Annotated in this window: 21 protein-coding genes and 1 tRNA gene; 8 read left to right on the top strand and 14 right to left on the bottom strand. The window is 56.3% G+C overall.

Features of this window, described 5'->3' with window-relative positions:
• Positions 1 to 4: 4 nt before the first annotated feature.
• The gene (gene polA / locus VNL73_07130) at positions 5 to 2,695 is read right to left on the bottom strand and encodes a DNA polymerase I (GenBank protein HXF49180.1); all 2,691 of its coding nucleotides are present in this window, start codon (positions 2,693 to 2,695) and stop codon (positions 5 to 7) included.
• Positions 2,696 to 2,781: 86 nt separating this feature from the next.
• On the bottom strand, positions 2,782 to 2,973 hold the full coding sequence (locus VNL73_07125) for a hypothetical protein (protein HXF49179.1): 192 nt from the start codon (positions 2,971 to 2,973) through the stop codon (positions 2,782 to 2,784).
• Between the two features lie 181 nt (positions 2,974 to 3,154).
• On the opposite strand from VNL73_07125, the gene VNL73_07120 reads away from it, so the two are divergent.
• Complete coding sequence (locus VNL73_07120; protein ID HXF49178.1) at positions 3,155 to 3,847, top strand: sugar transferase; 693 nt, start codon at positions 3,155 to 3,157, stop codon at positions 3,845 to 3,847.
• Here VNL73_07120 and VNL73_07115 read toward each other — a convergent pair.
• The 7 genes from VNL73_07115 to VNL73_07085 form a co-directional block, all read right to left on the bottom strand.
• A complete protein-coding gene (locus VNL73_07115) occupies positions 3,844 to 4,680 on the bottom strand; it encodes a hypothetical protein (protein HXF49177.1) in 837 nt (278 codons plus the stop codon). The genes VNL73_07120 and VNL73_07115 overlap by 4 nt on opposite strands.
• 127 nt (positions 4,681 to 4,807) lie before the next feature.
• The gene (gene nadD, locus VNL73_07110) at positions 4,808 to 5,404 is read right to left on the bottom strand and encodes a nicotinate-nucleotide adenylyltransferase (GenBank protein ID HXF49176.1); all 597 of its coding nucleotides are present in this window, start codon (positions 5,402 to 5,404) and stop codon (positions 4,808 to 4,810) included.
• Positions 5,405 to 6,169, bottom strand: a complete 765-nt coding sequence (gene bamD, locus VNL73_07105; GenBank protein ID HXF49175.1) for an outer membrane protein assembly factor BamD — start codon at positions 6,167 to 6,169, stop codon at positions 5,405 to 5,407.
• A 1-nt stretch (position 6,170) separates the two neighbouring features.
• On the bottom strand, positions 6,171 to 6,887 hold the full coding sequence (locus tag VNL73_07100) for a transglycosylase SLT domain-containing protein (protein HXF49174.1): 717 nt from the start codon (positions 6,885 to 6,887) through the stop codon (positions 6,171 to 6,173).
• Between the two features lie 60 nt (positions 6,888 to 6,947).
• Positions 6,948 to 7,565 carry an outer membrane lipoprotein carrier protein LolA gene (locus VNL73_07095; protein ID HXF49173.1) on the bottom strand — a complete coding sequence of 206 codons (618 nt, stop codon included), beginning with the start codon at positions 7,563 to 7,565 and terminating at the stop codon, positions 6,948 to 6,950.
• A 1-nt stretch (position 7,566) separates the two neighbouring features.
• Complete coding sequence (locus VNL73_07090) at positions 7,567 to 9,984, bottom strand: DNA translocase FtsK 4TM domain-containing protein (protein ID HXF49172.1); 2,418 nt, start codon at positions 9,982 to 9,984, stop codon at positions 7,567 to 7,569.
• Positions 9,985 to 10,142: 158 nt separating this feature from the next.
• A complete protein-coding gene (locus VNL73_07085) occupies positions 10,143 to 11,549 on the bottom strand; it encodes a hypothetical protein (GenBank protein ID HXF49171.1) in 1,407 nt (468 codons plus the stop codon).
• Between the two features lie 129 nt (positions 11,550 to 11,678).
• Between VNL73_07085 and VNL73_07080 the strand changes: the two genes are divergently transcribed.
• Together VNL73_07080 and VNL73_07075 are read left to right on the top strand one after the other, a co-directional pair.
• Positions 11,679 to 13,061 carry a GWxTD domain-containing protein gene (locus VNL73_07080; protein ID HXF49170.1) on the top strand — a complete coding sequence of 461 codons (1,383 nt, stop codon included), beginning with the start codon at positions 11,679 to 11,681 and terminating at the stop codon, positions 13,059 to 13,061.
• 4 nt (positions 13,062 to 13,065) lie between these two features.
• Positions 13,066 to 14,424 carry a GWxTD domain-containing protein gene (locus VNL73_07075; protein HXF49169.1) on the top strand — a complete coding sequence of 453 codons (1,359 nt, stop codon included), beginning with the start codon at positions 13,066 to 13,068 and terminating at the stop codon, positions 14,422 to 14,424.
• A gap of 3 nt (positions 14,425 to 14,427) precedes the next feature.
• Here the strand turns inward: VNL73_07075 and otsB are convergent, their stop codons facing one another.
• Genes otsB through VNL73_07050 form a run of 5 tightly spaced genes read right to left on the bottom strand, consistent with a single transcriptional unit; the run spans position 14,428 to position 19,411 of the window.
• Positions 14,428 to 15,219 carry a trehalose-phosphatase gene (gene otsB / locus VNL73_07070; protein HXF49168.1) on the bottom strand — a complete coding sequence of 264 codons (792 nt, stop codon included), beginning with the start codon at positions 15,217 to 15,219 and terminating at the stop codon, positions 14,428 to 14,430.
• Complete coding sequence (locus VNL73_07065; protein HXF49167.1) at positions 15,216 to 16,439, bottom strand: glycosyltransferase; 1,224 nt, start codon at positions 16,437 to 16,439, stop codon at positions 15,216 to 15,218. Before VNL73_07065 ends, otsB begins: the two co-directional genes overlap by 4 nt.
• A 2-nt stretch (positions 16,440 to 16,441) precedes the next feature.
• A complete protein-coding gene (locus VNL73_07060; protein HXF49166.1) occupies positions 16,442 to 17,218 on the bottom strand; it encodes a DUF5752 family protein in 777 nt (258 codons plus the stop codon).
• Complete coding sequence (locus tag VNL73_07055; GenBank protein HXF49165.1) at positions 17,219 to 17,890, bottom strand: hypothetical protein; 672 nt, start codon at positions 17,888 to 17,890, stop codon at positions 17,219 to 17,221.
• A gap of 48 nt (positions 17,891 to 17,938) precedes the next feature.
• A complete protein-coding gene (locus VNL73_07050) occupies positions 17,939 to 19,411 on the bottom strand; it encodes a trehalose-6-phosphate synthase (GenBank protein HXF49164.1) in 1,473 nt (490 codons plus the stop codon).
• A 284-nt stretch (positions 19,412 to 19,695) separates the two neighbouring features.
• On the opposite strand from VNL73_07050, the gene ligA reads away from it, so the two are divergent.
• From ligA to VNL73_07025, 5 genes are all read left to right on the top strand, one after another.
• Positions 19,696 to 21,732: an NAD-dependent DNA ligase LigA gene (ligA, locus tag VNL73_07045; GenBank protein ID HXF49163.1), complete on the top strand. Its 2,037-nt coding sequence runs from the start codon at positions 19,696 to 19,698 to the stop codon at positions 21,730 to 21,732.
• Positions 21,729 to 22,790, top strand: a complete 1,062-nt coding sequence (locus VNL73_07040; GenBank protein HXF49162.1) for an AI-2E family transporter — start codon at positions 21,729 to 21,731, stop codon at positions 22,788 to 22,790. Before ligA ends, VNL73_07040 begins: the two co-directional genes overlap by 4 nt.
• On the top strand, positions 22,790 to 23,755 hold the full coding sequence (locus VNL73_07035) for a YihY/virulence factor BrkB family protein (protein HXF49161.1): 966 nt from the start codon (positions 22,790 to 22,792) through the stop codon (positions 23,753 to 23,755). The genes VNL73_07040 and VNL73_07035 overlap by 1 nt, the downstream gene beginning before the upstream one ends.
• A gap of 63 nt (positions 23,756 to 23,818) precedes the next feature.
• Entirely contained in the window at positions 23,819 to 24,733 is a 915-nt protein-coding gene (locus tag VNL73_07030; GenBank protein HXF49160.1) for a D-alanyl-D-alanine carboxypeptidase family protein, read from the top strand.
• A 99-nt stretch (positions 24,734 to 24,832) separates the two neighbouring features.
• A tRNA-Phe gene (locus VNL73_07025) sits at positions 24,833 to 24,910 on the top strand.
• Positions 24,911 to 25,182 lie beyond the last annotated feature (272 nt).

The raw sequence follows: 25,182 nt of genomic DNA, 5'->3' as shown, positions 1-25,182 counted from the left end.
TGGGCTATGCTTTTGCCTCCAGCCAGTTGGGTCCTGTGCCGATGTCCACTTTCAGAGGAACTTTCAGTTCAATCACACCCTCCATTTTTTCTTTCACCATTGCCTTCAACCATTCCAATTCCGAGCGGTGAACGTCAAAAACCAGTTCATCATGCACCTGCAAAATCATCTTCGATTTCTTTCCCCCCATTTCGGCGTCCACGGCAATCATCGCCGCCTTGATAATGTCCGCCGCCGACCCCTGCAGGGGGGTGTTGATGGCCGTCCGCTCGGCAAAGGAGCGGAGTTGAAAGTTTTCGGAGTTAATCTCCGGGATGAAACGCCGCCGCCCCAAAAGGGTGGTGACGAACCCTTGCTCCTTCGCCTGGGCGATGGCTTTTTGCTGAAAATCCCGCACCCCCGGATAGCGGGCAAAGTAGGTATCCATAAACGCTTTGGCATCCTTTGGATCCATCTCGGTCTGCTGCGCCAGCCCATAGGCCGAACCGCCGTACACGATGGAAAAATTGGCGATTTTCGCCACCCGCCGCTGCTCGGGACTGATTTTCTTCGGATCGACGCCAAAAACCTCCGCCGCCGTGCGGGCGTGGATGTCCTCGTCCCGGTTGAAGGCCGCTATCATCGCCTCATCTTCCGCGTAATGCGCCAGAAGCCGCAGCTCGATTTGCGAATAGTCAGCGGATAGAATCTGGTACTCCGGCCCGCTGGGAATGAATGCCTTGCGGATTTCCCCGCCCCGTTCCGTGCGGATGGGAATGTTCTGCAAGTTCGGCTCGACGGAGGAAAGCCGCCCGGTGGCGGCGATGGTCTGGTTGTAGGAGGTGTGCAGCCGCCCGGTGGAGGGCTTGACGGAGGCAGGCAGGGCATCCACGTAGGTCGATTTCAGCTTGTAAAGGGAACGGTATTCGAGAATGATGCGCGGCAGATCGTGCTCCTTGGCCAGCTCTTCCAAAACGCCGACGTCCGTGGACAAGGCCGTCTTCTTGGCAGTTTTCCGTTTGGACTTGAGCCGCAGTTCTTCGAACAAAACCTTCCCCAATTGTTGGGGTGAATTGATGTTAAACTCATGCCCGGCCAAATCGTAAATTTTGACAGCAAGTTCATCCAAATCCTTCTGCAGTTCTTTGGACATCTCCGCCAGAAGTTCGACGTCCAGTTTGACGCCGTTGGCCTCCACCCGCACCAGAACCGGAATCAGGGGGGCTTCGACTTTCCAGTACAGTTCATCCAGTTTCGCTTCGCGCAATTTCGGCTCCAGAACTTCGTACAGCCGAAAAGTGAAATCGGCATCCTCGGCCGAATACTCGGTGGCTTCGGCAATGCCGGTCTCGGCAAACGACTTTTGCTTCTTGCCGGAGCCGATCAAATCGGATATCGGAATCATGGTGTGGTTGAAATATTTCAAGGCGAGAAAGTTGAGCCCGTGCTGGCGGCTGGAAGGGTCGAGCAAATAGGAGGCGAGCATGGTGTCGAAAAGCCGGTTTTCAATCTCCAAACCGGCCCGCTTCATTACTTGAAAATCATATTTGATGTTCTGTCCAACCAAAGTGAATCGAGGATTGGCAAGCACCGGCTTCAACGTCTCCAGAACCTCCCTCAAAGCAAGATTCTTCCCCTCGGTGTGGCCGACGGGAATATAAAACGCCTCCTTCTCACGGACGGCCAAAGAGATTCCGGCTAAATCCGCTTCCAGGGGATCCAGGGCCGTGGTCTCCGTGTCGAAAGCAAATTTCTCCTCTTCTTTCATCCGTTCGGCCAGCTTTTTCAAATCGGCGAGGCTTCCGACGGTCTCGTAGCGGACCTTTTCCTTCTTTTCAGGCATCTCGCCGACAAATTTCAAAAGCGCCCGGAACTCCATCGCGATGAAATAATCCTTCAGTTCGACCGGGTCGAAGGGCCGCCGCTTGAAGTCCTCCAATTTCCAGTCGAACGGCACGGCGGTGTCGATGGTCACCAGTTTTCGGGATAACAGTATCTCCTCTTTGTGCCCCAAAACGTTCTCCCGCAGTTTTTCTTTCTTGATTTTGGGGGCCGCTTCCAAAAGCTTGTCAACCGTGCCGTATTCCTTTATCAAATCCACGGCGGTTTTCGGTCCCACACCCGGTATGCCCGGGACGTGGTCGGAAGCATCCCCCATCAAGGTCAGCAAATCGATTATCCGCTCCGGCGGCACTCCCATTTTCTGCTCCACGCCCCGCTCGTCCAGAAATTCTATCTCTTCTCCCCCTTTTTGGGGAATCATCATCACGATGCCGTCTCCCACTAACTGCATAAAATCCTTGTCCCCGGCCACAATCACGGTTTGCACCTTTTCTTTGGAGGCGGCAACCGCGATGGTGCCGATGAGGTCGTCCGCTTCGTACCCGTCCAGCTCGACCAAGGGCAAATTCATCTTCTCCACCAATTCCCGGATTTTGGGGAGCTGGGTGACCATCTCCTCCGGCATCTTGAGCCGGGTCGATTTGTACTCCGGATAGATCTTATGCCGGAAGGTGGGGGCCTTGGTGTCGAAAACCACCGCGAGATAGTCCGGCTTCTGCTCGTTGATGATTTTGAACAGCGAATTGGCGAAGCCGAAAACCGCCGAGGTGTTTTCGCCGCGGGAGTTGATTAAAGGATTGCGGATGAAGGCAAAATAGGAACGGTAGGCCAGGGCCGAGCCGTCCACCAAAAAAAGGCGCGGGCGCTTCTCCATCCGCAAAAATATAAGAAAAACACCTCCAAAAATGAAAAAAGGCCGCCCCCCCTCGGGCGGCCCGGAAAAAAACTCCTTCGGAGAACCTACGGGTTGACCAGCGACTTGCGCGGCGGAGTTCCGGGGCTGGTCTTCTGTGCGATATTCAGCTTTTGCAACGCCTCATCAATCCGCTTGATTTTCCGGTTCGCTTCATCCAGCTTTTCGTTGACTTTTACCACGGTATAAGCCAACGCGATTACTGAAAGCGCAATGGCCACCGACGTGACGTCACCCATACGTTCTCCTTTATTAACCCCTCCTTTATCTAATCGGCGGCGGAAGGATGTTCCTTAACACCGTAGACCCGACGGAGGGAATATCGGCAGGGTAGCCGCGGCAGACCGTACTGAAGCCAAAAACCGCCCCGTAAACTTTTCAGTTGACATCCGTCGAAAAATGATGTTATTATTTGCGCCTATGCCGCGTTGGCTGGAAGCCGCCTTGGCCGTTTTTTTCCTGGTACTGACCGCCCCCCTGTGGGTTTTTCTGATTATCTGGATTAAGCTGGACAGCAAAGGCCCCGCCTTTTTCCGCCAGTTGCGCGTGGGAAAGGACGGCCGGCTTTTCTGGCTCTGGAAATTCCGCGGAATGGTGGAAAACGGCACCAACGGCCACCACCATCATTCCAACGTCTCCGGCAAGGACGATCCGCGCGTCTCCCGGGCGGGCCGTTTTCTGCGGGCCACCAAAATGGACGAACTCCCCCAGTTGATCAACATTCTTAAAGGGGAGATGTCCTTCGTCGGCCCCCGCCCCGAAGTGCCGGAAATGATAGAAAAATACCCCCCCCGCGCGCTGGATATCTTGGCCTTCAAACCGGGGCTCACCTGCCCGGGGACGTTGACCTATGTGTTGCAAATGGAACAGTTTCTCCCCCCAAACGGCGAGGCGGAGGGTTTTTACTTGCAAAATATCGTGGAGAAAAAAGCCCGCTTGGATTTAATGTACTTGCAGAAGGAAAATGTGGTGGAAGACCTGCGCTTGATTTTCGTTTCCACCCCGTGGGCCATTCTTAAACGGGCCGGCAGCCGGTTGATGGCGAACGGAAAAACGCCCCCCCTCTTTTCGGAAGAGCCCCTTCCTCAAATCAAAGAAAAAGTTTCGATCTAAAGCGATTCCACGTAAATCAGCCGCAGCTCCCGGCCAAAGCTCCCCACCCCGGTGCGGTTCTGGAACATGTCCCTAAAATCCGCCTCCAGCCACAGATTTTCGTTAAAAAGCCAGCGGATGCCGAGATTGAGATACCCCCAGCCCCGCCCGTAGGGCACCTGGTCACGGTCGTCGTCAAAGGCAAAATCGTATTCCGCCAAAAGGGCGACGTAGTTCGAAATCCGGGTATCCTGCCCCACAAAAAAGTTCGGGCTTTTATCGCCGTCCTTTTCCGCCTCGAAGGGGTTGTAGTTGATTCCGCCGTGAAAACCGGCCGCCAGCCCCCGCAGGTTGTAGGTTTTCGAGACGACGGCAAAAAACCCTTTTGATTTGATTAGATACCGGTCCAAACTGTCGTCCCAACGGCCGTATCCCTGCCGGTCGTACCCCGCGGCAACGGCCGGGAAATACCAGTTTTCCTCGATGATTTTGAACTTGGCGAAAAACTCCACTCTGGGGTTCCAGTCGGGCGGCTCGTCGCTGACCAGGTTCTGCGCCCCGTAGGAGACGCCGAACATGAAGCGGTTGAAAACCCCGATGTTCAACGCCAGCTGCGCCCCGCCGGATGGATAAACCCGGGCATCCGCTTCAAAAACCCCCCGGGGCAAAGTCGCCGCCGTGGGGGCGTCAATCACCCGCCTTGGTTCCAAAAGATTAGTGCGGGGATAGCGCTCGGACGGGCTGTCAATCCGCCGGGTGTCGGCCCAGGCATTGGACAAAAAGCAGAGAAAAACCAAAGCTGCAACTGCGGAAGTTTTCTTCCCAAATCCTCTTTGGTTCAGGCGCGTCTTCATTTTCATCCCTCCTCGCCTTAAAGTGATGCTTAAATAGAAGCGCCCGAACCGGTTTGTCAACAGAAATTTATGCTTGTGAAAAAAATATTTTTTAGACTGCTGGAAAATCGGCATGCCAAAAGGGGATCTATTGTTTCTTTCGATACAACCCTTTTTTTCGGATATACCGCTCCACCGCTTCGGGCACGAGGTAGCGGATGGTCCGTCCGGCGCGAACACGGGCGCGCAAATCGGTGGCGGAAATCTCCAGTCGAGGATTGGACAGCCAGACGGCGTGCTCCAGCCAAACCGGAAGTTTTTCGTCAGTCAGCGGCCGATGGGCAAAAACCGGCCGGGCCATGGAAAAGACCTTTTCCGGCTCCTTCCAACTCGAAAGTTCCGAAAGATTGTCGGAGCCAAGAAGCAGAAAGAAATGGGCGTGCGGATGTTTTTGGCGCAAAAGGGGCAAAGTTTCAACGGTATAAGAAAGCCCACCCTTCTCTTTTTCAATGGTCAAAACTTTGAATCGCTTATTTCCGCGAACGGCCAGCCGCAGCATGGCAAGCCGGCGCGCAAAAGGGCTGACCCTCTCCCCTCTCTTATGGGGCGGGCGAAAAGCGGGTATAAACCAGATTTCATCCAGTTTTAATTCATCCAAAGCGGTTTGCGCTAAAACCAGATGGGCAAGGTGCGGGGGGTCAAAGGTCCCTCCCAGAAGCCCGATTTTAGTGCGGGCTTTGGGCATTTATTTGGAATCAGTCGCGGCTAACTTGGAGTTTTTTTTTAGCTTTTCTCGAATCTCGTTGGAATATTTATGGGAAGGATACACGGACAAAAACGCCTCGTACTTGGCGCGGGCCTCGGTAAACTTTTTTTCTTTCTCAAGAGACAAAGCATAAAGATACAACGCCTCCGGCCCGTAGTTCGACTCCCCGTATTCGTCGATGACCCCTTGCAGATAAATCCGGGCCGCCTCCCAGTCCCCCATTTTGAAATAAAGCCGGCCGATGGAAAAATCCTTCTTCGCCAGCCGGTCCAAGGCGGTTGCCAGAAGCGCCCGGGCTGAATCGGCGTAGATACAAGTCGTCCATTCATCCAGAAAGCCCCGCAACGCCTCCACCGCGGCGGCGGCATCCTTCTGGTCATAGGCCGGGTTTTTGGGGGCCAGCAAAAACTGCGACCAGAGGCCGTAGTATTCCGCCTGGCAGGCCAAAGGACTCGAAGGGAAATTCCGGCCGATTTTTCCAAACTCCTCCCGCGACAGGACGTAAAGCTCCTGCTTGAAGTAGGAATACCCCAGCATGAACTGGGCCGTGTCCACGGCCGGATGGCCGGGATAATTCAAAATCATTTTGGAAAGTTCGGCGGAGGCCTTGGCCCATTTTTTCTTGGCGAAAAGCTCCCGGCACTTGGCCATCTGCTCCGGCGCGGGTAAAACGGCCTCCTCCCCGTTGCGCGCTCCGCCGCAGCCCGAAAGGGTCAAAAGCAAAAGTAAAACGATTCTTTTCAAATCAACCTTCCGCCGCCAGAACCGGATAGCGCAAAGCCAGCCGTTGGTAATGGGCCTTCACTTTTCCGGAAAAATCAGTGGGGAGGGGAACCCCGGCGGAAATCCAGCGCGCCACCTGCTCCTCTCCGTAGTTGTAGGCCGTAAGGGTGGCATCAATATCCCCGAACCGTCTTCCCAGCTCCCAAAGGTAATACCCCCCCAGGTTGATGTTTGTTTCCGGCTCGTGCAAACGCTCCAGCGCCTCCCAGGAAAGCCGTTGCCGCAAAATAATGCCGAACGCCACCGAGGGTTTCACCTGCATCAAACCGACCGCCCCCATGTGGGAAACGGCCCCCTTCTTGAAGGAGCTTTCGGTCATGATCAAAGCGGTAATCCAGAGCGGCGAGACCTCGAGGTTTTCCGACCAGTTCCAGACCGCCTGGGCGATTTTCACCTGTTCCTCCTCCGAAAAGCCGGAGGAAAGTTCCTTCACCGTGCGGAAGGTCTCCAGCCGCATCTCCAGCTCCCGGATCCGCCCCTCGTTGATTAAAAGTTTCCGCTCCAGGCCGATCCGTTCGTAAATCAAAAAACCAAGCGCCGCGGTTTCCAGTAAATAGACCGCCAACCCGAAAAGAAAAACCGGCATCGGCAGCCGCAAACTCCGCCGTCTTTTCTTTTTGGGCAAAGCCGGACGTACGGAAAAAACCGGCTCCGCCGTCTGCCCGAATCTGTCCTTCATCCGTCCGATTCGCATCGCTTCTCCGTTATATAAGGTCGGCTCTCCCGGCCCGTCCGTTCACTAAAGGGTCAGGTCGGTCACCTTCACCCCGGCCGGCACTTCGAAGGAAAACTTCTTGGGGCTTATTTTCAAATTCCGCGCCGTGCGCAAAAACTTGACGGTGACCGAATCCCCCGCCTCCTCCCAGCTCATCGTGTGGATGAGATAGCTTTTGGGATGAAAGGAAAGCAGCAGGGGGGGATTTCCGGAATCCCGCGCCTTGGGCGAAAGCCGGAGAACGACCGTGCTGGAATTCTCCTTGACGACCTCTCCCCGAAAATCCTTCATCAATTTGTCCAGCACCTCCTTGGGACGGAACGGGATCTCCGCCTTGGCGGTTCGTTGCTTTTGAACCTCCTTCTCATTGGGACGGTAGACCCACAAGTAGGCCCCGTCATACACCTCCACCCGGCCGGGCAAAATAAGCCGCCAGCGGCGCTCGTCCGCCCAGAACTCCCCGCGGTGGGTGTCCGACTTTTTGAAAACGGTGTGCAATGTTTTTTGCTCAAACCGGACGTACAGCCGCTCGGCGTCGTTGTAATGCTGGTACAGCTTGGAAAGCCACTCCCCCGCCGTGTTGGCCAAAACGAGGGCCGGAGAAACGGCCAGAATGAACGCGAACAAAGTAATCTTTCTCATTTCAATTCGCAGGCGGCAGCGGAGCCGAACCCTGCTTCGCCAGATAATCCTTGTCCACCAAGACCTCCCGCGCCTTGGAGCCGTCGTACGGCCCCACGATTCCCGCCGCCTCCAATTGGTCGATGAGCCGTGCCGCCCGCTGGTAGCCGACTCCTAAACGCCTTTGCAGAAGCGAAACCGACCCCTGCCGGTGGCGCACGACCAGCTCGACCGCCTGGCGGAATAAATCATCCGGACGGTCGTCGTTGGTCTCCTCTTCCAACTCCGCTTCCGGCGTGACGGCAAAATTGTCCATCGGCGGCACCTCGTAGTTTTGCGCCTTCAAAAAGCCGACCAGCTCCTCCGTCTCGGAACCGGAAATGTACGCCCCGTGAATCCGCTCCGGCTCCGGCCGCCCGGTGTACATAAAGAGCATGTCCCCGGAGCCCAAAAGTTTCTCGGCACCGTTGGCATCCAGAATCGTTCTGGAATCCACCTTGGATGCGACTTGAAAAGCGATGCGCGAGGAGAAATTCGCCTTGATAAGCCCGGTGATGACGTCCACGGAGGGGCGCTGCGTGGCCAAAACGAGATGGATGCCGACCGCCCGCGCCATCTGCGCCAGCCGGGTGATTAAAGTTTCGGTTCGGGTGGAGACGGACGACATCATCAAATCCGCCAGCTCATCCACAATGATGACCAAATACGGCAGCCGCTCGTTCGCCTTCTTTTTCTTGTTGTAATCCTCGATGTTGCGAACGGAGGCCTTCGCCAAGGCACGGTACCGCTCCTCCATTTCGATGACGGCATCCGCCAAAACCTTCTCGGCAATGCGCGGCGAAGTAACCACCGCCCGTTCAAGGTGCGGAATCCCGGCATAAACCGAAAGCTCCAGCATTTTCGGGTCGATGAAAATAAACCTAAGCTCCGCCGGGTGCTTGCGGTAGAGCAAACTGGTAATGAGTACATTCAAGCAAACCGACTTTCCGCTTCCGGTGGCGCCGGCGATTAAAAGATGCGGCATCTTGGCCAAATCATACGTTAAGGCCTCCCCGCCGATGGTCTTGCCCAGAGCCATCGGCAGCCGCATCCCCTCATCGGCAAAAGCGCCCGAGGCCAAAATCTCCTTCAAATAAACCGTTTGGGGGTTCGGATTGGGAACCTCGATCCCCACCGCCGCCTTGCCGGGGATGGGAGCGACCACCCGAATCCGCTTGGCCTGCAAAGCCAGGGCCAAATCATCCGCCAGCGAGACGATTTGGTTGATTTTAACCCCCGCCGCCGGTTTGAACTCAAAACGGGTGATAATCGGCCCCGGATGGGCTTCAATCTGATCTTCGATTGCCACGCCGAAGGTGGCTAGGGTCTTTTCCAAAGTATCCGAAAGCCGCCCTATTTCTTCCCGAGTGATGCCCCGCTGCCCCTGCGGCGGGTCGGCCAAAAGCGCCAAAGATGGATACTCATATTTCCCCAAATCCGGATCCGGCGTCTTGACGATTTTAAGCGTGTCGGAAAGTTCTTTGAAAAAACTCTCCTGCTGCACCGGCACGGCCCCGCCCACTTTTTTCTTCGGCGGCACAACTACTTCTTCCGATTCAGCGACTTCTGGAGCCAGTACCGCCGCCCCGGCTTTGCCCGTTCGGGAAACCTCCGCTTGGCGAGCTCCTTCTATCTCCACCTTGCCGAAATCCCTGAACGTGTTCCAGAACTTTTTCCAACTCGACTCTTTTTTTACCGCCACGGCCCCTCGAATTGGACGCTCTGCCGCCATCGCCAAATTTGCCTCTTCCTTCGGCTTGGCGGTTGGAAACCTCACCGAGGGGATTTCCGGCTTTTTGAATTTCATCTTCAAAAGCTCCGGCTTGAACAAAACAACCAAAGCCAGGGCCAATGCCAAAAGCAAAACCACCGCCCCCACCTGTCCGATCAACGCCATTAGGAACGAGGCGATGCCAAAGGAAAAGGCCCCGCCAAAAGTCGGCTCCCCGTCAAATTGATAAAGTTCCTGATGCAGAACCGCATCCACGATGACGGCAAAAAGCACGTAATAGATGACGAACGGCGCCGCCTTGAGGTATAACCGACTCCAGTTTTTCTTCAAAAAAAGCTGGCTGCCAAAAACAAGTGCGAAAAGCCCGAGAACTATGGCGAAAAATCCACTCTGCGCGTAGAAGTTGTACGCCAGCCACGCCCCCAGAATCCCCGCCTTGTTGGCCGTCAGCACTTCCTTGGGGTGAAAAAGCGCCCCGAAAGAGAAGCGGGAAAGCTTTTCGTTATCCGAGCTGTCGTAGGTAACGAGCGAAATTAAAAGCAAAAGCCCAAAGAAAACCCCCAAAAGCCCGGCCACTTCCCAGCGGAAAAACGGGCGAAAGATGCGCCCGATTTTGGCGCTGTTATCCTTGGTTTTTTTGAAGAATCCTTTTTTGCTTTTTTCGGCCATAAATATTATACGGGGCTAAACAAGTGATAGACGAATAGACATCGAGCCATCCCCATTCACTGCCAAATGTAACACCCATTCCTATTTTCGTCAAATAATTTAAGCCCCTGAAGGGTAACTTTATCTTGAAGAATTACAAGGCCTTGGAAAAATTTGGTTTAGTCGCAAGGAAACGGTATATCACGATACCATCGATTTAACAGTATAACCATATCCGCAGGGGTTACCTGTCCGTCGCAGTTGCCGTCCGCCCGGTGAGGGGGCGCCGGAAACGGCTCGCCAAGAAAGACCGTGTTAAGTTCAAGCACTATATCCACCATATTTATAATCCCATCAAAGTTCAGATCTCCCTTTGCAGGGTGGGGCGTGCCTACCGACACAAAAAGATGCCAAAGGGATTGATCAAAAGGATCCCATCGGCTGTCAATCCAAGCCACAAAAACTTTCTCCGTTTCGTTGACCCAAATTGAAGGGGACTCGTGGACAACAAAGTTTGTATCATCCGGGATAGCGTCCACAAACGGCACAAAAGTTTGACCGCTGTCGCGGCTATAGGAAAACCAAATATGGTCGAAATAAGGACCGCCGGGTGTTCGGCGATGCGTAGCTCGCCATGCCGTGTAAAAGATATTGTTTGCCCAAGCCAATGATGGGTTTTGAGGTTGACCCGAACTGTCAACAACAATACTAGATGAAAACATCTGACCAAGATCACTGCTTACTGAAAAACGCAATGTTTGTTGAAAGATATCATTAACTATTCGAACATCTTCCCAAATTACACCGATAGACATCGTACTAACGGCAATACTCGGATACAAAACACCATCGCTTACTGCCGTGCGTAAATAAAAAGTATTAGCAGAATCATCACTCCTGCTCATAAAAAGTGGTCCGCTATAGGGATCCCAAGCCACATAGACGCGACAACTACTGTCGACTCCAATATCAATACCACCTCCCATAGGCTGTGTGCTATCATTAACCTGTATGTTCGACGTGAAAGTAAGTCCACCATTATAACTTGCGGTTGCAAACACCGCTTTGTGCGGTTGGCCGGGATCAGTTCGCTGGTCCCGCCAAGCAATGAATATTTGACCTTTATTATTAACTGCTATTGCTGGTTTTTCCTGCCCAGTTTGAGGAATGGTATCATCATTCACTTTGATTGCAGGAGTGAAGGTTTGTCCGCCGTCAGTGGATTTGGTAAATCGAATATCCGCGAACTCGTCCTGATAGGCCACATAAACAATTCCGGCTGTATCGACTTTCAAGCTTGCGTTCACAGCTCCAGCAGTTGAATTCACTTGAACTCCTGAATTGAAGGTTTTGCCGCCATCCGTGGACTTGTGGCAATAGGTATGGCCAAGTTGCCTTAGAACATAAACCGTGTCTCCCCGGCCGCCAATGTAATGCCCCCCAGATACCACCCGAACGCGGCTGCTTTGCCCCAAATCCACATCAGGCCCGGGGAAGGTGTAAATATTGGATTGGGCAAAAGCGCCCCCGCTCAAAAGAAATACTGCACCCATCACAATAAGCGGCCAGATTACGTTTATGCGCATCGGATAAGTATTCCCTTGGCTGTAATATACAATGCCGGAAGCTCAAATTGCCTAATTATCGACGTTTCTCTCTGCAAAAACCTGTTGTCAATCAGCAACCTGTTATCGTATAATAAATGCAAGGGTGGGATGGAACTTTACCCCTCCCAACGACTAATGAAGCTTTTTGCCGCCTCGCTGACCGTTCTCTTCGCCACCGCCAACCTCTTTGGCCAAAACCCCCTCTCCAAGGACAGCCGCGTGGGAATCCCACCGTTCGAAGTGGATTTTGCGGCTTTTGCCGATACAGCCAAAGGGAAAAGCCGGCTGGAGGTGTATTACAAACTCCGCAACGTTGGCTTCAGTTTTGTAAAAAAGGGAAGCGAGTACCAAGCCGCCTACGAGGTGGAGGTAAGTCTGGAAGGTGAAAACGGGCGGGAAGTCGCCTCCAAACATAACTCAGAGGAGTTTGCAGTCCCGACCTACGATCAAACCCAGAGTCTGGAAAGCTATCGGCTGAACGCCGCCCATTTCTCTGTAAAACCGGGTAACTACAAGATTAAAATTCATTTGACGGACAACAACTCCAAGGAAATCTCCTCCGCCACGCGGAAAGCCGGCGTGCCGGACTTCACCCGCGGAGAGGTGTCGGTCAGTAACCCCCTTTTCATCGGCGCCTTTGCCGATTCGGCCAACCTCCCCCTCTTCAAAAAAGAGAACCGGACGGTCATCCCCTCCGTCTCCCGCGCCTTTGGCGATCCGGACTCGCTCCTGCATTTTTATTATGAGATTTATTCCAGACAGCCGGAGCCCCGGGCCATCCGCTTGGAATACGAAATTACCCAGCGCCACCACGGGATGTGGACAAGGCAAACCGATTCGCTTAATCTCACCGCCGCCAAAACCCCCGTCTTCGCCAATCTTCCCGTCGGCAAATTCCCCCCCGGCGACTACCGGCTTAAACTGACGGTGCGGGAAGGGAAAAAAGAGCTGGCCAAAGAGGAGGCGGAATTCAAAATGAACTGGAACTGGGAGGCCGCGCTGGTCTACAACTTCAAGGACGTGGTGGACCTCCTGCGCTATTTTTCCCGCGAAACGGACGTGGAACCGCTGGAAAAAACCCCAAAGGAAAAGCGGCTGGAGGCCTGGGACAAATTTTGGAAGGATCGTGACCCGACCCAGGCCACCCGGGAAAACGAGGCCAAAAAGGAGTTCGAACGGCGGGTCCGCTTCGCGGACGCCTATTTCAGCTATATGGGGCTCCCCGGCTGGAAGTCGGACATGGGAAAAATTTACATCCGCTACGGCGAGCCGGATCAAGTGGACGAGGACCAGTCCGGCCTGCGCAACACGAATCCCTTCGTGGCGGAAGACGAGGACCGCTATACCTCCAATGTCACCCGCATCCGCCAGACCGGACACTCCACCCAGACCTGGTATTACTTCAGCTTCCGCCGCGCCTTTTCCTTTGAAGATGTCACCGGCAACGGCAGCTGGGTTTTGCGTCCTCCCTTCGACGGGCGGAGGTTCTGACGCCGTGAAAAAACTGCTGTTTTGTTTGCTGTTTCCTTCCGCGCTTTGGGCCCAGGATACACTAAAGCAAAATTCCCCCTTGAGTGTGGTCACGGACTATGCCTGTTTCCGCGAGGGTGACTCCATTCGGTTGGAAATTTACTACGCTCTCTCCTCCACGGAGCTGACTCTGACGCCGGCCGACAGTCAAACCGGCGGGCCGGGAAAATATCTGGCCTACGTGCTGGCTTATGTCGATTTGTTCACCCCGGAGGGCCGACCTCTCGATTCCCTGTCAAAAACCACCGCCTTCCGGGTGACCCGGATCGACACCACCAACGAGCTTTCCGAAATTTTCGACTTTTGGGTCGCGCCGGGAAACTACAAAGCCCGCCTCTCGGTCTGGGATATGAAAAGCGGCCGCGCGGGGCAGGACACGCTGGAAATCGAAGTGCCGGATTTGCGGAAGGGGATGAGCTTCAGTTCCCTTCAATTGGCCCGCTTGATAACCGACAGAAAACGCCAGCCGGGGGCCAGCTTGTACAAAAAAGGGGACCGGCTGATTGTGCCGAACCCCCCCGCCACCTACAGTTTGGACGACCCGCGCTTGTACTTTTATGTCGAACTGTACGGCCTGGCGCCGGCCCGCCCCGAACTGAAAAATTTTGATCTGGAATATTCCATTCTAAGTCCCGCCGGGGACACACTTAAATCTTCGGGGTTTCACAAGCATCCCAAGGAAGAACCGGCCGCCCTTTCCGCCTCCGTGGATTTGTCGATGCTCCCGCCGGGAATCTACTCGCTTTTCCTTACCGCCCGCGACCCGGCCACCGGCGCCGCCGCTTCCCAGAGCAAAACCTTCCTGCTCTTCCCCCCCTCCCTCCGCCCCCCCGTGGCGGAAGAGGAGCTGGACTATTTTCCCAAGGTCACCCATTTTCTTTTGACCAATCAGGAAAAGGAGATTTACCGCGCCTCCAACCGCACGGGCCAGTTGAACTTCATCAATGAATGGTGGCAAAAGCACGACCCCACCCCCCAGACCCCCGAAAACGAGTACAAATTCGAGGCCTACCGCCGTTTCGCGAAATCAGTGGAGCGCTTCTCCCGCTCCGCCGGGGCGCAGGACGGCTGGCAGACCGACCGCGGCCGGGTGTTGATGCTGTACGGGGAACCGGCCAATATCGAGCAGTCCCCGGCCTCTCCGGATAATCTGCCCTGGCAGAAATGGGAGTACACCCGCCTGGCGGCCGGCAAGCAGGGGCTTTTCGTCTTTGCCGATTTGCGAGGGTTGGGGAATTACGAGCTTGTGCACTCCACCGTCCCGGGGGAAAAGCAAAACCCAAACTGGGAAAATATGTTGAGCCAGAACCTGCTCCGCCGCTGATTTTCAGTTCTTCCCGCCCGGCTCGATTTTCAAAAGCGACTCAAGGAACCGCATCACCTCGGCGCTGTTTTTGCAGAAATATCGCGCCGCCGTTTTCCAGCCCCTCCCCACTGCCACGGAGACATCCTTCGGGCCCATCTGTCGAAACGCCTCCTCGTCCGCATGGTCATCCCCAAAAAAAATTACCAGCGGCGCCCGGCGAAAACCCAGCAGCCGTTCCACTTTCAAAAGCGCTTTCCCCTTGTCCCACTTAACGGCCGGATAAACTTCGAATATTTTCTTGCCGGTTTTAAGCATAAACGCCACGTGATGTCCCCGTATGATTTCCTCCAGCCTTTTTTTCAGCCGCTCCGGCTTCCCTTTGTATTGCCGGTAGTGGATGGCGACAGTCAATGCTTTATCCTCAATACGCACCCCCCGGAATTCCAAACTCAATTTTTTCAGCCAGGGGAGTATCTTTTTAAGCATGGGCACTTTTTTTTGCGCTTCCGGATGCACCCAGCTCTTTTGCAGGGTGACAATCGCCAGCCCGTAATTGGCGGCGTAAAACAACCCGGGGACCCTCACGGCCCGGCGGATATCCTTCAAGCTCCGGCCGGTTAAAAGCCCGACCTTGAATCGGGGCCGCCGGGCAAGGTCGGCCAGAATTTTTTTCTGCCCGGTCGAAAGCCGGGCCAGTTCGGGGGTGGGCTGGATGGGAACCAGCGTGCCGTCGTAATCCAGAAAAACAAGAATTTGATTGGCCGCCCGAATCCGTTTTTCGATTTCCAGGCGCGAGGCGGCAAGCGGCTTCACAGCCGGATGACATCCTTCCCGGGGTGGGACAAGGAAAAGAGAACCGCCAGATAATCCCGCAGATGCCGGGTAATCAAAAAATGCTGTTTGACGTGCTGGTGGCCGTTTTCCCCCAGCTGCCGGGCCGCTTCCGGATGGGTCAAAAGATACTTGATTTTCAAAGCCGCCCCTTCGACCGAATGCACCAAAAGCCCGGTTTGGTTGTGAATGATTTGCAGGGGAATTCCCCCGACGGCGGAGGCGACCACCGGTTTTTTCTTCCAGAGCGCCTCCGCCACGGTCAACGCAAACCCCTCCTTCAGCGATTTTTGCAGAACGACGGTCGAGCCCCGCTGCAGTTTGTTGATTTCCAAATCCGAGAAGGGGGGAAGTTCCAGAATGTGAATGTCGGGGTCTCCGGCCGCCTTTTCCTTAATCTCCGCCAGAACGGCCGATCCTTCCGGGTCGTCGTCCGCCGTCCCTCCGGCCAAAACGAGTTGGCAGTCGGTCCTTTTTTTCACCAGTTGGTAGGCGGCAATCACCCCGAGCGGGTCCTTCAGCCGGTCGAAGCGGGAAATCTGGGTGATAATCGGCCGCTGGGGGTCCAAACCGACCTGTTCAAGATAGGATAGAACCTCTTCTTCCGGGACTTCCCGGTTTTTCAACGCCAGAGGATCGATGGAAGGGGGTATCTGGTATTGGGGTATGGGGAGCTCCTGCGCAAAGCTGGGGGCGGAGAAAATGGAACCGTCGTATTTTTCCACGAACGGCCGCAAAAAATCCCACACCGGCGGATAGGGGGCCGAAATGTCGATGTGGCAGCGCCAGACCCAGCCGGATTTTTTGGTCTTTTTCTCGATAAAGACAACCGGCTGCGGGTCGTGGATGAAGATGAATTCCTCCTCGAAACGGAAACTTTCCGCCTGTGTGCGGGTGTGGGAAAGAAAATGCTCCTGGACCTCCGGCGAAAGCTCCACCGGTGTTCCGTGCAGGGCGTTGTGAATCGCCTTGGTGATGCCGAAAAACTCCGCCCCCCCTTTCAAAACTTCCCAAGAGGTACGGACCCCCAGCTCATTGAAAAGCGGCACCAGCCGCTGCAGAATTTCCGCGACCCCTCCGCCGACGGCCGTGGAATTGACCATCTTGACTCTCTTTTTGGCCAGATGCCCCGCCAGCCGTTTCATCAGTTCAATCGGCTGCGGCCCGATGACCGGCTCGTAATCGGACAGTCGTATTTCCACGGCTACGGTTTCCCGGGCGTTTTCTTTTCGAAAAGCCCGCGCACTTTTCTAAACAGCTCGCTCTCCTGCAAAAACCGCCCCACCCCGGTGGTCTGCGGGTAGCTTCCCAGCTTCGCCACCACCCGCTCCTTGGCGAGTTCCCGGTCCACCAGCCCCAAAAGTTTCTGCCGGGTCTGCTCCAGCGTGTTGATGTAGGGGTCGATCTGGGCAATCTGGGCGGCCAGCTTCTCCTTCCCCAAACATTCCGCCACCCAGTTGGAAAAATCGTTTCCCGGCGCCTCGTCCCGCAGATGGGCTTCGATTAAATGGTAGTACAGGCTGTTTAAGTCCACCCGAAAAAGCCCTTCCCGGAACTCGGCCAGGCTGGAGGCCGTGTGGCCGGTGGGAACCACGATGTTGATCGATTTGCGGAAATGAAACTCCAGCCCGGGCAAAACCTCCCGCTCGGCCCGCTTTCCACCCTGGCTTTTCAAAATGGCCAGAATCTCGGCCCGAAGGGCTTCAATGGAGGTGAAGTGGCGCAAGTCCACGAACGCCAGCCGTTCCCCCAACCCCTTTTCCAAGAGAATCTCCGCCGCCCAATAGGCAAAATCGGAGGGGTACTCCCGCGCCAGAAAATGGTGCTCCCGCACGTAGTCGTGGGTGTGGAAGAAAATGACAGCCGCCTCCGCCCGCTCCACCTCCTCGGCCAGCTGGCGCACGGTGCGCGCCGTCCGCCCGGTCAGCTCCACCAGCGGGACGGAACTGAAAAAAACGAAGCTTTTCGCCGGCCCGTTCATCTATTTCGCCGCGCCGGAGCTTTCTTCCTTTCGGAAAAGCTCAATCACCAAATCCCGCGCCATCTCCCGGCAGCCCAGGCCGAAGGCCAAGGCAAAAGCTAAAGCGGCCGCACCGATCGGGATTAAGACCAGCCACAGGGCAAACTGGGCCGCCAGCCCCAGCTGTTCCATCGCCATCAATGCCACTACAATCAGGGTGGCCCAGCGAAAAGCCCGCGACCAGAAAGCCGGGCGGTCCAAAGCCATTCGCTGCAAAAGCTCCCTCAGGGCCGCCTCCACCAAAAAAGCCAGAAGGAAACCGAAGACGAAAATTAAAAGGGAAACGAAGATGCGCGGCACGGTCCCCAAAAGCCGCTCCATGATCCCCGCCCCCACCGGCAGCCCGATCACCTCGATGGACAAAACGGTGGTGAGCAGCAAAAACAGCCAGAATACGAAATGTCCGGCCAGCTCCCGCGGCGACAGCCGGTGTCCGGGCAGAAACCCTCTCGGCTCCGGCCCGGGCATCCCCTTGAACGGAAACCGGATGATTATATGGCGGAAAAATCGCGCAAGCACCCACCCGGCCAAAAAAACCGCCGCCGCCACCAAAAGCGTCGGCAGAAAGGCGAAAAAGTCGGCAAAAATTTCCGCAATTCGGTCCGCTACCAAGCGCAGTTTTTCTTCAAACATGCCTGTCTCCTATTCGTTTTGACGTTTCCGGCCGGTTTTTTGGAAGTATTACACCAGCCGCCGGTTCAGTTCGGTGATGATTTTCCCCGCCCAGCGGTAAATGTTATTTTCCATTACGGTCTCCCGCATCCGTTCCATTCGCCGGGCCTTTTCCTCCGCCGGCATTTCCAAGGCGGCCTTCAAGGCGTCCGCCAGTTCGTCCGTGGCGTAGGGGTTTACCAAAACCGCTTGTTCCAGCTCCCGCGCGGCGCCGGTGAAATGGCTTAACACCAGAACCCCTTCCCCGTCCTTCCTGGCGGCGACATACTCCTTGGCCACCAAATTCATCCCGTCGTGCAGCGAGCTGACCAGGCATAAATCGGCCACAAGATAATACGCCGTCACCTCCTCGGGCGGCAGGTGGGTGCGGTGCAAAAGAACCGGCTGCCAGTCGGCCGTGCCGTGCTTGCGGTTGATTTCACCCGCCAGGTTTTCAATGGTAAGATTGTACTCCTTGTACTTCTGGATTTCCGTGCGCGAGCCGGGTCCGAGCTGCAAAAAAACGAAGCGTTCCCGGTATTCCGGATATTTTTCAAAAAAACGGTCCACCGCGGCCAGCCGTTCCGGAATCCCTTTGATGTAATCCATCCGGTCGATGCCGATTCCCACTTTCATACCGTTCAGGCGATGCTCCGCCCGCAGCTGGGCGGAGCGCGCGGAGGTTTCGCCGCATCCGGCCATTTTATCCACCTGGGCAAAATCGATGCTGATGGGAAAGGGGCGCACCAAAGTTTCCATCCCCCCCCGGAAGACCGAGTTCCGCTCATAGTCCACCTTGGCCTCGATGCTCCGCTCGACGGTCTCCAAAAAATTCTGGCAGTGGTAGCGGATGTGAAACCCCAGCAAATCATTCCCCAAAAGCCCGTCCAAAATCTCCTCCCCCCAGGGGCAAATGCGGAACGCCTCCCGGTTGGGCCAGGGAATGTGCCAGAACTGCGCCACCACCAGTTCCGGCCGGCGCTTTTTCAAAATCCGGGGCAACAGGACGAAGTGGTAGTCCTGGATGAACACAAACCCGGTGTCCGACCCCATCTCCTCCAGAACGGCGTCGGCGAATTTCTCATTTACCCGGCGGTAGGCCTCCCAGTCGGACTGGCGGAAAACCGGCTGGGTGAAGGCGATGTGGCAGAGCGGCCAAAGCGCCTCGTTGGCAAAGCCGTAGTAGTACCCCTGTTCTTCTTCCGGCGTGAGCCAGACCCGCCGCAGGGTGTAGGCGTATTTTCCGGGGGGAACGGCGATGCGCGAGTGCCCGTCCACCACCTCCCGGTCCGCCTCGCCGGAGCCGTGCGCCACCCAGATGCCGCCGCAGGCCTGCAAAACCGGATCCAAGGCGACCGCCATTCCGGAAACCGGCCGCTCGCAGACGATTCCCTGCGGGCCGAACCGGTGCACGTACGGTTCCCGGTTGGAAACGGCAATGAATTTATGTTCGCCGATTTTGGCGCGGACGGCCTCCTTCAAGGCCGCGCTGTCCCATACCATAATTCCTCCGTTGGCTTCCCATCCACCCTTCCCCTTTCGTTTGGTCAGGCGGTTTTCGTTGGAGAAAACCGGCTGGTTTTTCCGGCGCGCGGGCCGGAGGATGCCCCCTTGATGTCAAAGCAAGCCGCAAAGCGGCACAAGCCAATCTAAAAGGGCCGCGGCGGGCAGGCAAGAAAAATCGGCGGTTGTTCTGGTATTTTTTGCGGCCTCTGCCCGCCGCCTCAATCTTATACACGCAAAATCCATTCTTGCCTTAGGTTCAATTCTGTTCTAATTTCGGGAAAATGGCCGACGCCAGAACCAAAGCCCGCGTCGAAAAACTGCGGGAGCTTGTCAACTATCACAACTATCGCTACCACGTTTTGGATTCACCAGAAATTTCGGACGCCGAATTCGACCGGCTTTTCGACGAGTTGGTGGATCTGGAAAAAAAACATCCGGAGCTGGTGACACCGGACTCCCCCACCCAGCGGGTCGGCGCCGAGCCCTCGGACGAGTTCCGTTCCGTTCGCCACCGGCTGCCGATGCTCTCCTTGAACAAGGTGACGACGGAAGAAGAGTTCGCCGATTTCCACCGCCGCGTGCTCGAGTTGGGAGGCATAAAGGAATCGGAAGTGGAATACGTGACCGAGCCGAAATGGGACGGACTGGCGGTCGAACTGGTTTACGAGAAAGGGGTTTTTATTCAAGGTTCGACACGGGGGGACGGCGTCACCGGCGAGGACGTGACGCCGAATTTGAAAACCATAAAATCGATTCCCCTGCGGCTGTCGGAAGAGAAGGCCGAAGCCCCCAAACTTTTGGAGGTGCGCGGCGAGGTGATTTTTCCGAAGGAGGAATTCGAGAAGTTGAACCGCGCCCTGGCTAAAGCGGGGGAGGAGGTTTTCGCCAACCCCCGCAACGCCGCCGCCGGCGCGGTGCGTCAACTGGATCCAAAAATCACCGCCTCCCGCCCGCTTGTCTTTTTGGCCTACGGCACGGGGGAAATCGAAGGCGCTCATTTCGACACACACTTTGAAACGATGATGGCCGTAAAGATTTGGGGCTTCCGCACCAGCCGGGAAATCAAGATTTGCCGCACCCCCGGCGAGGTTCAAAAGGAATTCGAAAAAATCAAAGCCGCCCGCGATAAAGCGGAATTTGAAATGGACGGCATCGTGGTGAAGGTGAACCAGCTTAAAGTCCAGCGGCGCATGGGGGAACTCTCCCGCTCCCCCCGCTGGGCCGTGGCTTGGAAATTCCCCCCGCAGCAGGCCAAAACCAAGGTGCTGGATATCATCGTGCAGGTCGGGCGCACCGGTATCTTAACGCCGGTTGCCGTTTTGGAGCCGGTGCGCGTCGGCGGCGTGGAGGTTAGCCGCGCGACCTTGCACAACGAGGATGAAGTGGCCAAAAAGGATATCCGCATCGGCGATGCGGTCTTCATCCAGCGGGCCGGCGACGTGATTCCAGAGGTGCTGGGGGTGGACAAATCCCGCCGCACGGGGCACGAAAAAATTTTCAAGATGCCGGCGAAGTGCCCCGTGTGCGGCTCCAAGGCCGTGCGCTTGCCGGGGGAGGCCGCCACGCGCTGCACCGGCTTGGCCTGCCGGGCCCAGTTGGTGGAGCGGATTGCCCATTTTGTCTCGAAGGGGGGGATGAACGCCGAGGGGCTCGGCATCCGCTGGGTCGAACAGCTCGTGGACAAAAAACTGATTGCCGACCCGGCCGATTTGTACTTCCTCGAAAAATCGGACTGGATGAAACTGGACAGGATGGGAGACAAACTCGCTTCCAATCTGCAAAAGGCCATCGAGTCCTCCAAAAAACCGGACCTTCCCCACTTTCTTTATGCCTTGGGCATCCGCAATGTCGGCGAGCATTTGGCCCAAGTGCTGGCCCGGCACTTTGGCAGCGTCGAAGCCTTGATGGCCGCCTCGGAGGAAGAATTGACCCAAGTGCGCGAAGTCGGCCCCATCGTCGCGAAAAGCATCACCAGCTTCTTTTCGGATGCCGCCAACCGGAAGGTGATTGAAAAATTGAAGAAAGGGGGCGTCGTGTTTCCCGTTTACGAACAGGAAAAGTTGCCCCAAACCCTCTCCGGCTATACCTTTGTCATCACCGGCACGCTCGAAAATTTCGGGAGGGACGAAGCCAAAGCGGAGCTGGAAAAGCGCGGGGCCAAGGTCTCCTCTTCGGTCAGCAAGAAAACCAGCTTCGTGATTGTCGGTGAAAATCCCGGCTCCAAACTGGCCGATGCCCGGCGTTTGGGAGTGAAAACGATAGGAGAAAATGAAATGGCCGCCCTGTTGAAGGGCGCCAAAAAACCGGAGGATTTGTGACCCAGACGATCATCAAGGTTCAAAGTTTCTGGATGCCTCTCTTGGCCCTGTCCGGCCTCACCTTGTTTGCCTATTTCGCCAGCCCCGTTCTGGTTCCCCTGGTTGCCGCCCTCTTTTTTGCGTTTCTGTTGAGCCCGCTCATCGACCTGCTGCAGCGCCTAAAGGTCCCCTATGCCGTCGCCGTCACGCTCGTGATGCTTTTCTTTCTCGTCGTTTTCGTTCTGGCCCTCTGGTGGGGCGCCGTCCAGATTGCCGAGCTGGTGCAAAAAGCCCCGCAATACCAGCAGGCGCTGGTCAAGGCCCTGACTGATCTTTCCGCCCGCCTGCCCGCCTCCGTTTCAGAGCGCTTGCCGTTTTTAAAAGACCCGGCCGGCTCGATTCCCGCTTTCACGCCGGAGCAGGTGGGAAAAATCCTCCAGTTCACCACCCGCGGCCTGGGCTCCGCCGCCTCCTTTCTGGGCTCCGCCTTCCTCGTTTATTTTTTGACTTTGTTCATGCTTTTGGACCGCGACTCCATGCAGCGCCGGCTGACCTACTTTTTCGGCCGGGAAAACCGCGCCACCACGGCGGACATCGTAAAGAAAATCAACCGCAGCATCTCCGGCTTTCTCGTGGTCAAAACCGCCATAACCATCGTCTTGGGAGTGGTTTTGACCGTCGGATTCGTGATTCTGCAGGTGCCGCTCCCCCTTCTTTGGGGCCCCTTGGCCGCCGTCTTGAACTGGGTGCCCTATCTCGGCTCGTTGATTGCGCTGATACTGACCGCCGGCGCCACCTTCGCCGCCCACGGCCTCTCCTGGCATCTTCCCGTTTTGGTGATTTTCTTTCTGGTCGTGCAGACGCTGGAAGGGAACATCATCGGCCCCAGAATTCTGGAGACGAAAATCGACTTGAACCCGATGGCTGTTCTGCTCTCCGCCATCTTCTGGGCCTGGATTTGGGGCTTTGCCGGCGCCCTTTTGGCGATTCCGATTACCGCCGCCTTCAAGGTGGTCTGCGACCACGTGGAGGCCTTGCAGCCCTTCGGCATTCTGCTCGGCGGCAAAAAAGAGGCCTGATGGAAGCCACCCACCTCCATCCCGCCCTCTATTCGCAGTACCTCAAGGTCCGCGCCCGGGTTTTCCTGCACCCGTTTGAGCGGTTTTTGAAGAATCTGATTCGCGACATTTTGATGCAGGACAACCTCCCTCTTCTGGCCGGCTCCATTTCCTTTTTCTCTCTTTTATCGATTGTCCCGGTGCTTTTGGTGCTGGCCTCCGTGGCCGGATTTTTGTTGAGCTCCGAAACGGTTTACACCAAAACCACCGACTTGGCCGCCCAGCTTCTGCCGGTCTCCGTCTCGGACGAATCGATTATCAATTTTTTGAACAACCTGCAGGCCCGGCGCAAGCTGGTCGGGCTCTTCGGGCTTTTGGGTTTGATTTGGACCGCCAGCCGCATCTTCGGCTCCATTGAAACCGCCCTGAACGCAATCTGGAAACTCCCCTCCGGCCGCGCCTTTTGGCACTCTATTTTGCTCCGGCTCGCCTTGGTTCCCGGATTTCTCCTCTTCATCCTGCTCTCCCTTTTGGCAACCGCCTTGTACACGGCATTTCGCAACACGGAGCTCCCCCTTCTCGGCGGCAAAATTGTCGAGTTCCCTTTTTTTGCGAAAGTGACCGCCGTTTTGCTGCCGGTTTTTCTGGCTTTCCTGCTCTTCTACGCCATTTACAAAATCATGCCCCGCGTCCGGGTTTCCAACACAGCGGCCCTCTTCGGCGCCTTTTTCGGCGCCTGCGCCTGGGAGATTGCCAAGCTCCTGTTCGATCTGTTCGCCAAAAAATTCGCCGGCCCGGAGCGCTTCTACGGCTCCGCCGCCACCATCGCCCTCTTCTTCGTCTGGGTGTACTACTCCTCCTACATTTTGCTCTTGGGGGCCGAAGTCGGCAAGCAGTTCCAGTTGATTTGGGAGGAGGCCAAGGCCGCCCGCCGGGTGCAAAAAGCCCTTTTCCGGCTGAACGACCGGCTGAAAACCGCCCCGTAATTCTTTGGCTTATTCCCCGCTTCCCGCTATATTTCCTGCTGGTGGATGACGAACAACCCGCGATTGCTTCAAACGCTGACCGCTTTTCTTATTTTGTTGTTCTCTCTTTCCCCCTTTGTCGAGCTTTACTCCCAGGCTAAAAAAAGACCCCGGCGCGCCCGCCGCACCTTCATCCGCGGCGCCACCCCGGAATCGCCGGGGCGGCTTTTGGCCAAGGCCGCGCTGATTATCGATGTCCCCTCCGGCCGGATTTTGTACGAGTACAACGCCAACCAGGTTCGCTCCATCGCCAGCTTGACCAAGCTGATGACCGCCATCGTCTTTTTGGAAGGCAACCCCCCCCTCGATTCGGTGGTGACGGTGACCCGCGAGGACGCCCGTGGTGCCGGCCGCCGCCGCTCCCAGATGGGAATCGGCGAGTCCTTCCGGCTGTTGGATCTTTTGTACGCCTCCTTGATGGCCTCGGACAACCGGGTGACGCGGACCTTGGCCCGCGCCTCCGGGCTCTCGATGGACAACTTCGTTTTGCGTATGAACGAAAAGGCCCGCGAGCTGGGGCTGGACTCCACTTTCTTTGTGGAGGTAACGGGACTGGACGCCGGCAACCGCTCCACGGCCTTGGACGTCGCCCGGCTGCTCTCGGCGGCGTTGGAGAATTACTGGGTCGCCCACATCACCGCCACGGATCAGTACACCTTCCACTCCACCAACAAGCGCCGCCGCCACATTTTGCTGAACACCAATCGCCTGGCCCGCGCCGGCTGGCAGGTGGAGGGGGGAAAAACCGGCTTCATCGCCGCTTCCGGCTACTGTCTGGCGACGATTATGAAGGATCGGGAAGACCACGAAATCCTGGCCGTCCTCTTGGGTGCCCCGACCAATTCCCGCCGCTTTTCCGAAACGATTTACATCATCGACTGGCTGAACCGCTACGTCTATCCCCGCGCCACCGCCGACACCACCCTGACTTCGGAATAAAATATCAGAGGCGAATCTCCAGATTCGCCCGGCTGAGCCGGAAGGTTCAGCTCCACACCTTGCTTTAACGTGCCAAAAAAATATATTGGGGAACTCGACTGCCGCGGTAGCTCAGTTGGTAGAGCAACGGACTGAAAATCCGTGTGTCGCCGGTTCGAATCCGGCCCTCAGCACCCAACGATTCCGCGGGATTCCGCCACGACGAGTCGCCTTGGCTCCGTACCGGGGGGACTTTTCTTGCTCATTGCCCCCGATGAGCACCCCGACCTGCGAACCGTCAGGCCTGAGGCGCCCCCAATCGCTGACCAGTCTGCGCGTCACCCGTCACACTTGCTCGCCCTCGGTCGCACCATGACATGTGGATTGAGCCATGGATATCGAACTGATCATCAAGAACTATCGATGCTTCACCGACACCATGCCCCTTCGTCTCCGCCTTCGCGATGGGT

The sequence above is a fragment of the Verrucomicrobiia bacterium genome (genome assembly GCA_035574275.1).
Classification (GTDB): Bacteria; Zixibacteria; MSB-5A5; order DSPP01; family DSPP01; genus DSPP01.
This window is presented reverse-complemented; position numbering and strand designations above follow the sequence as displayed.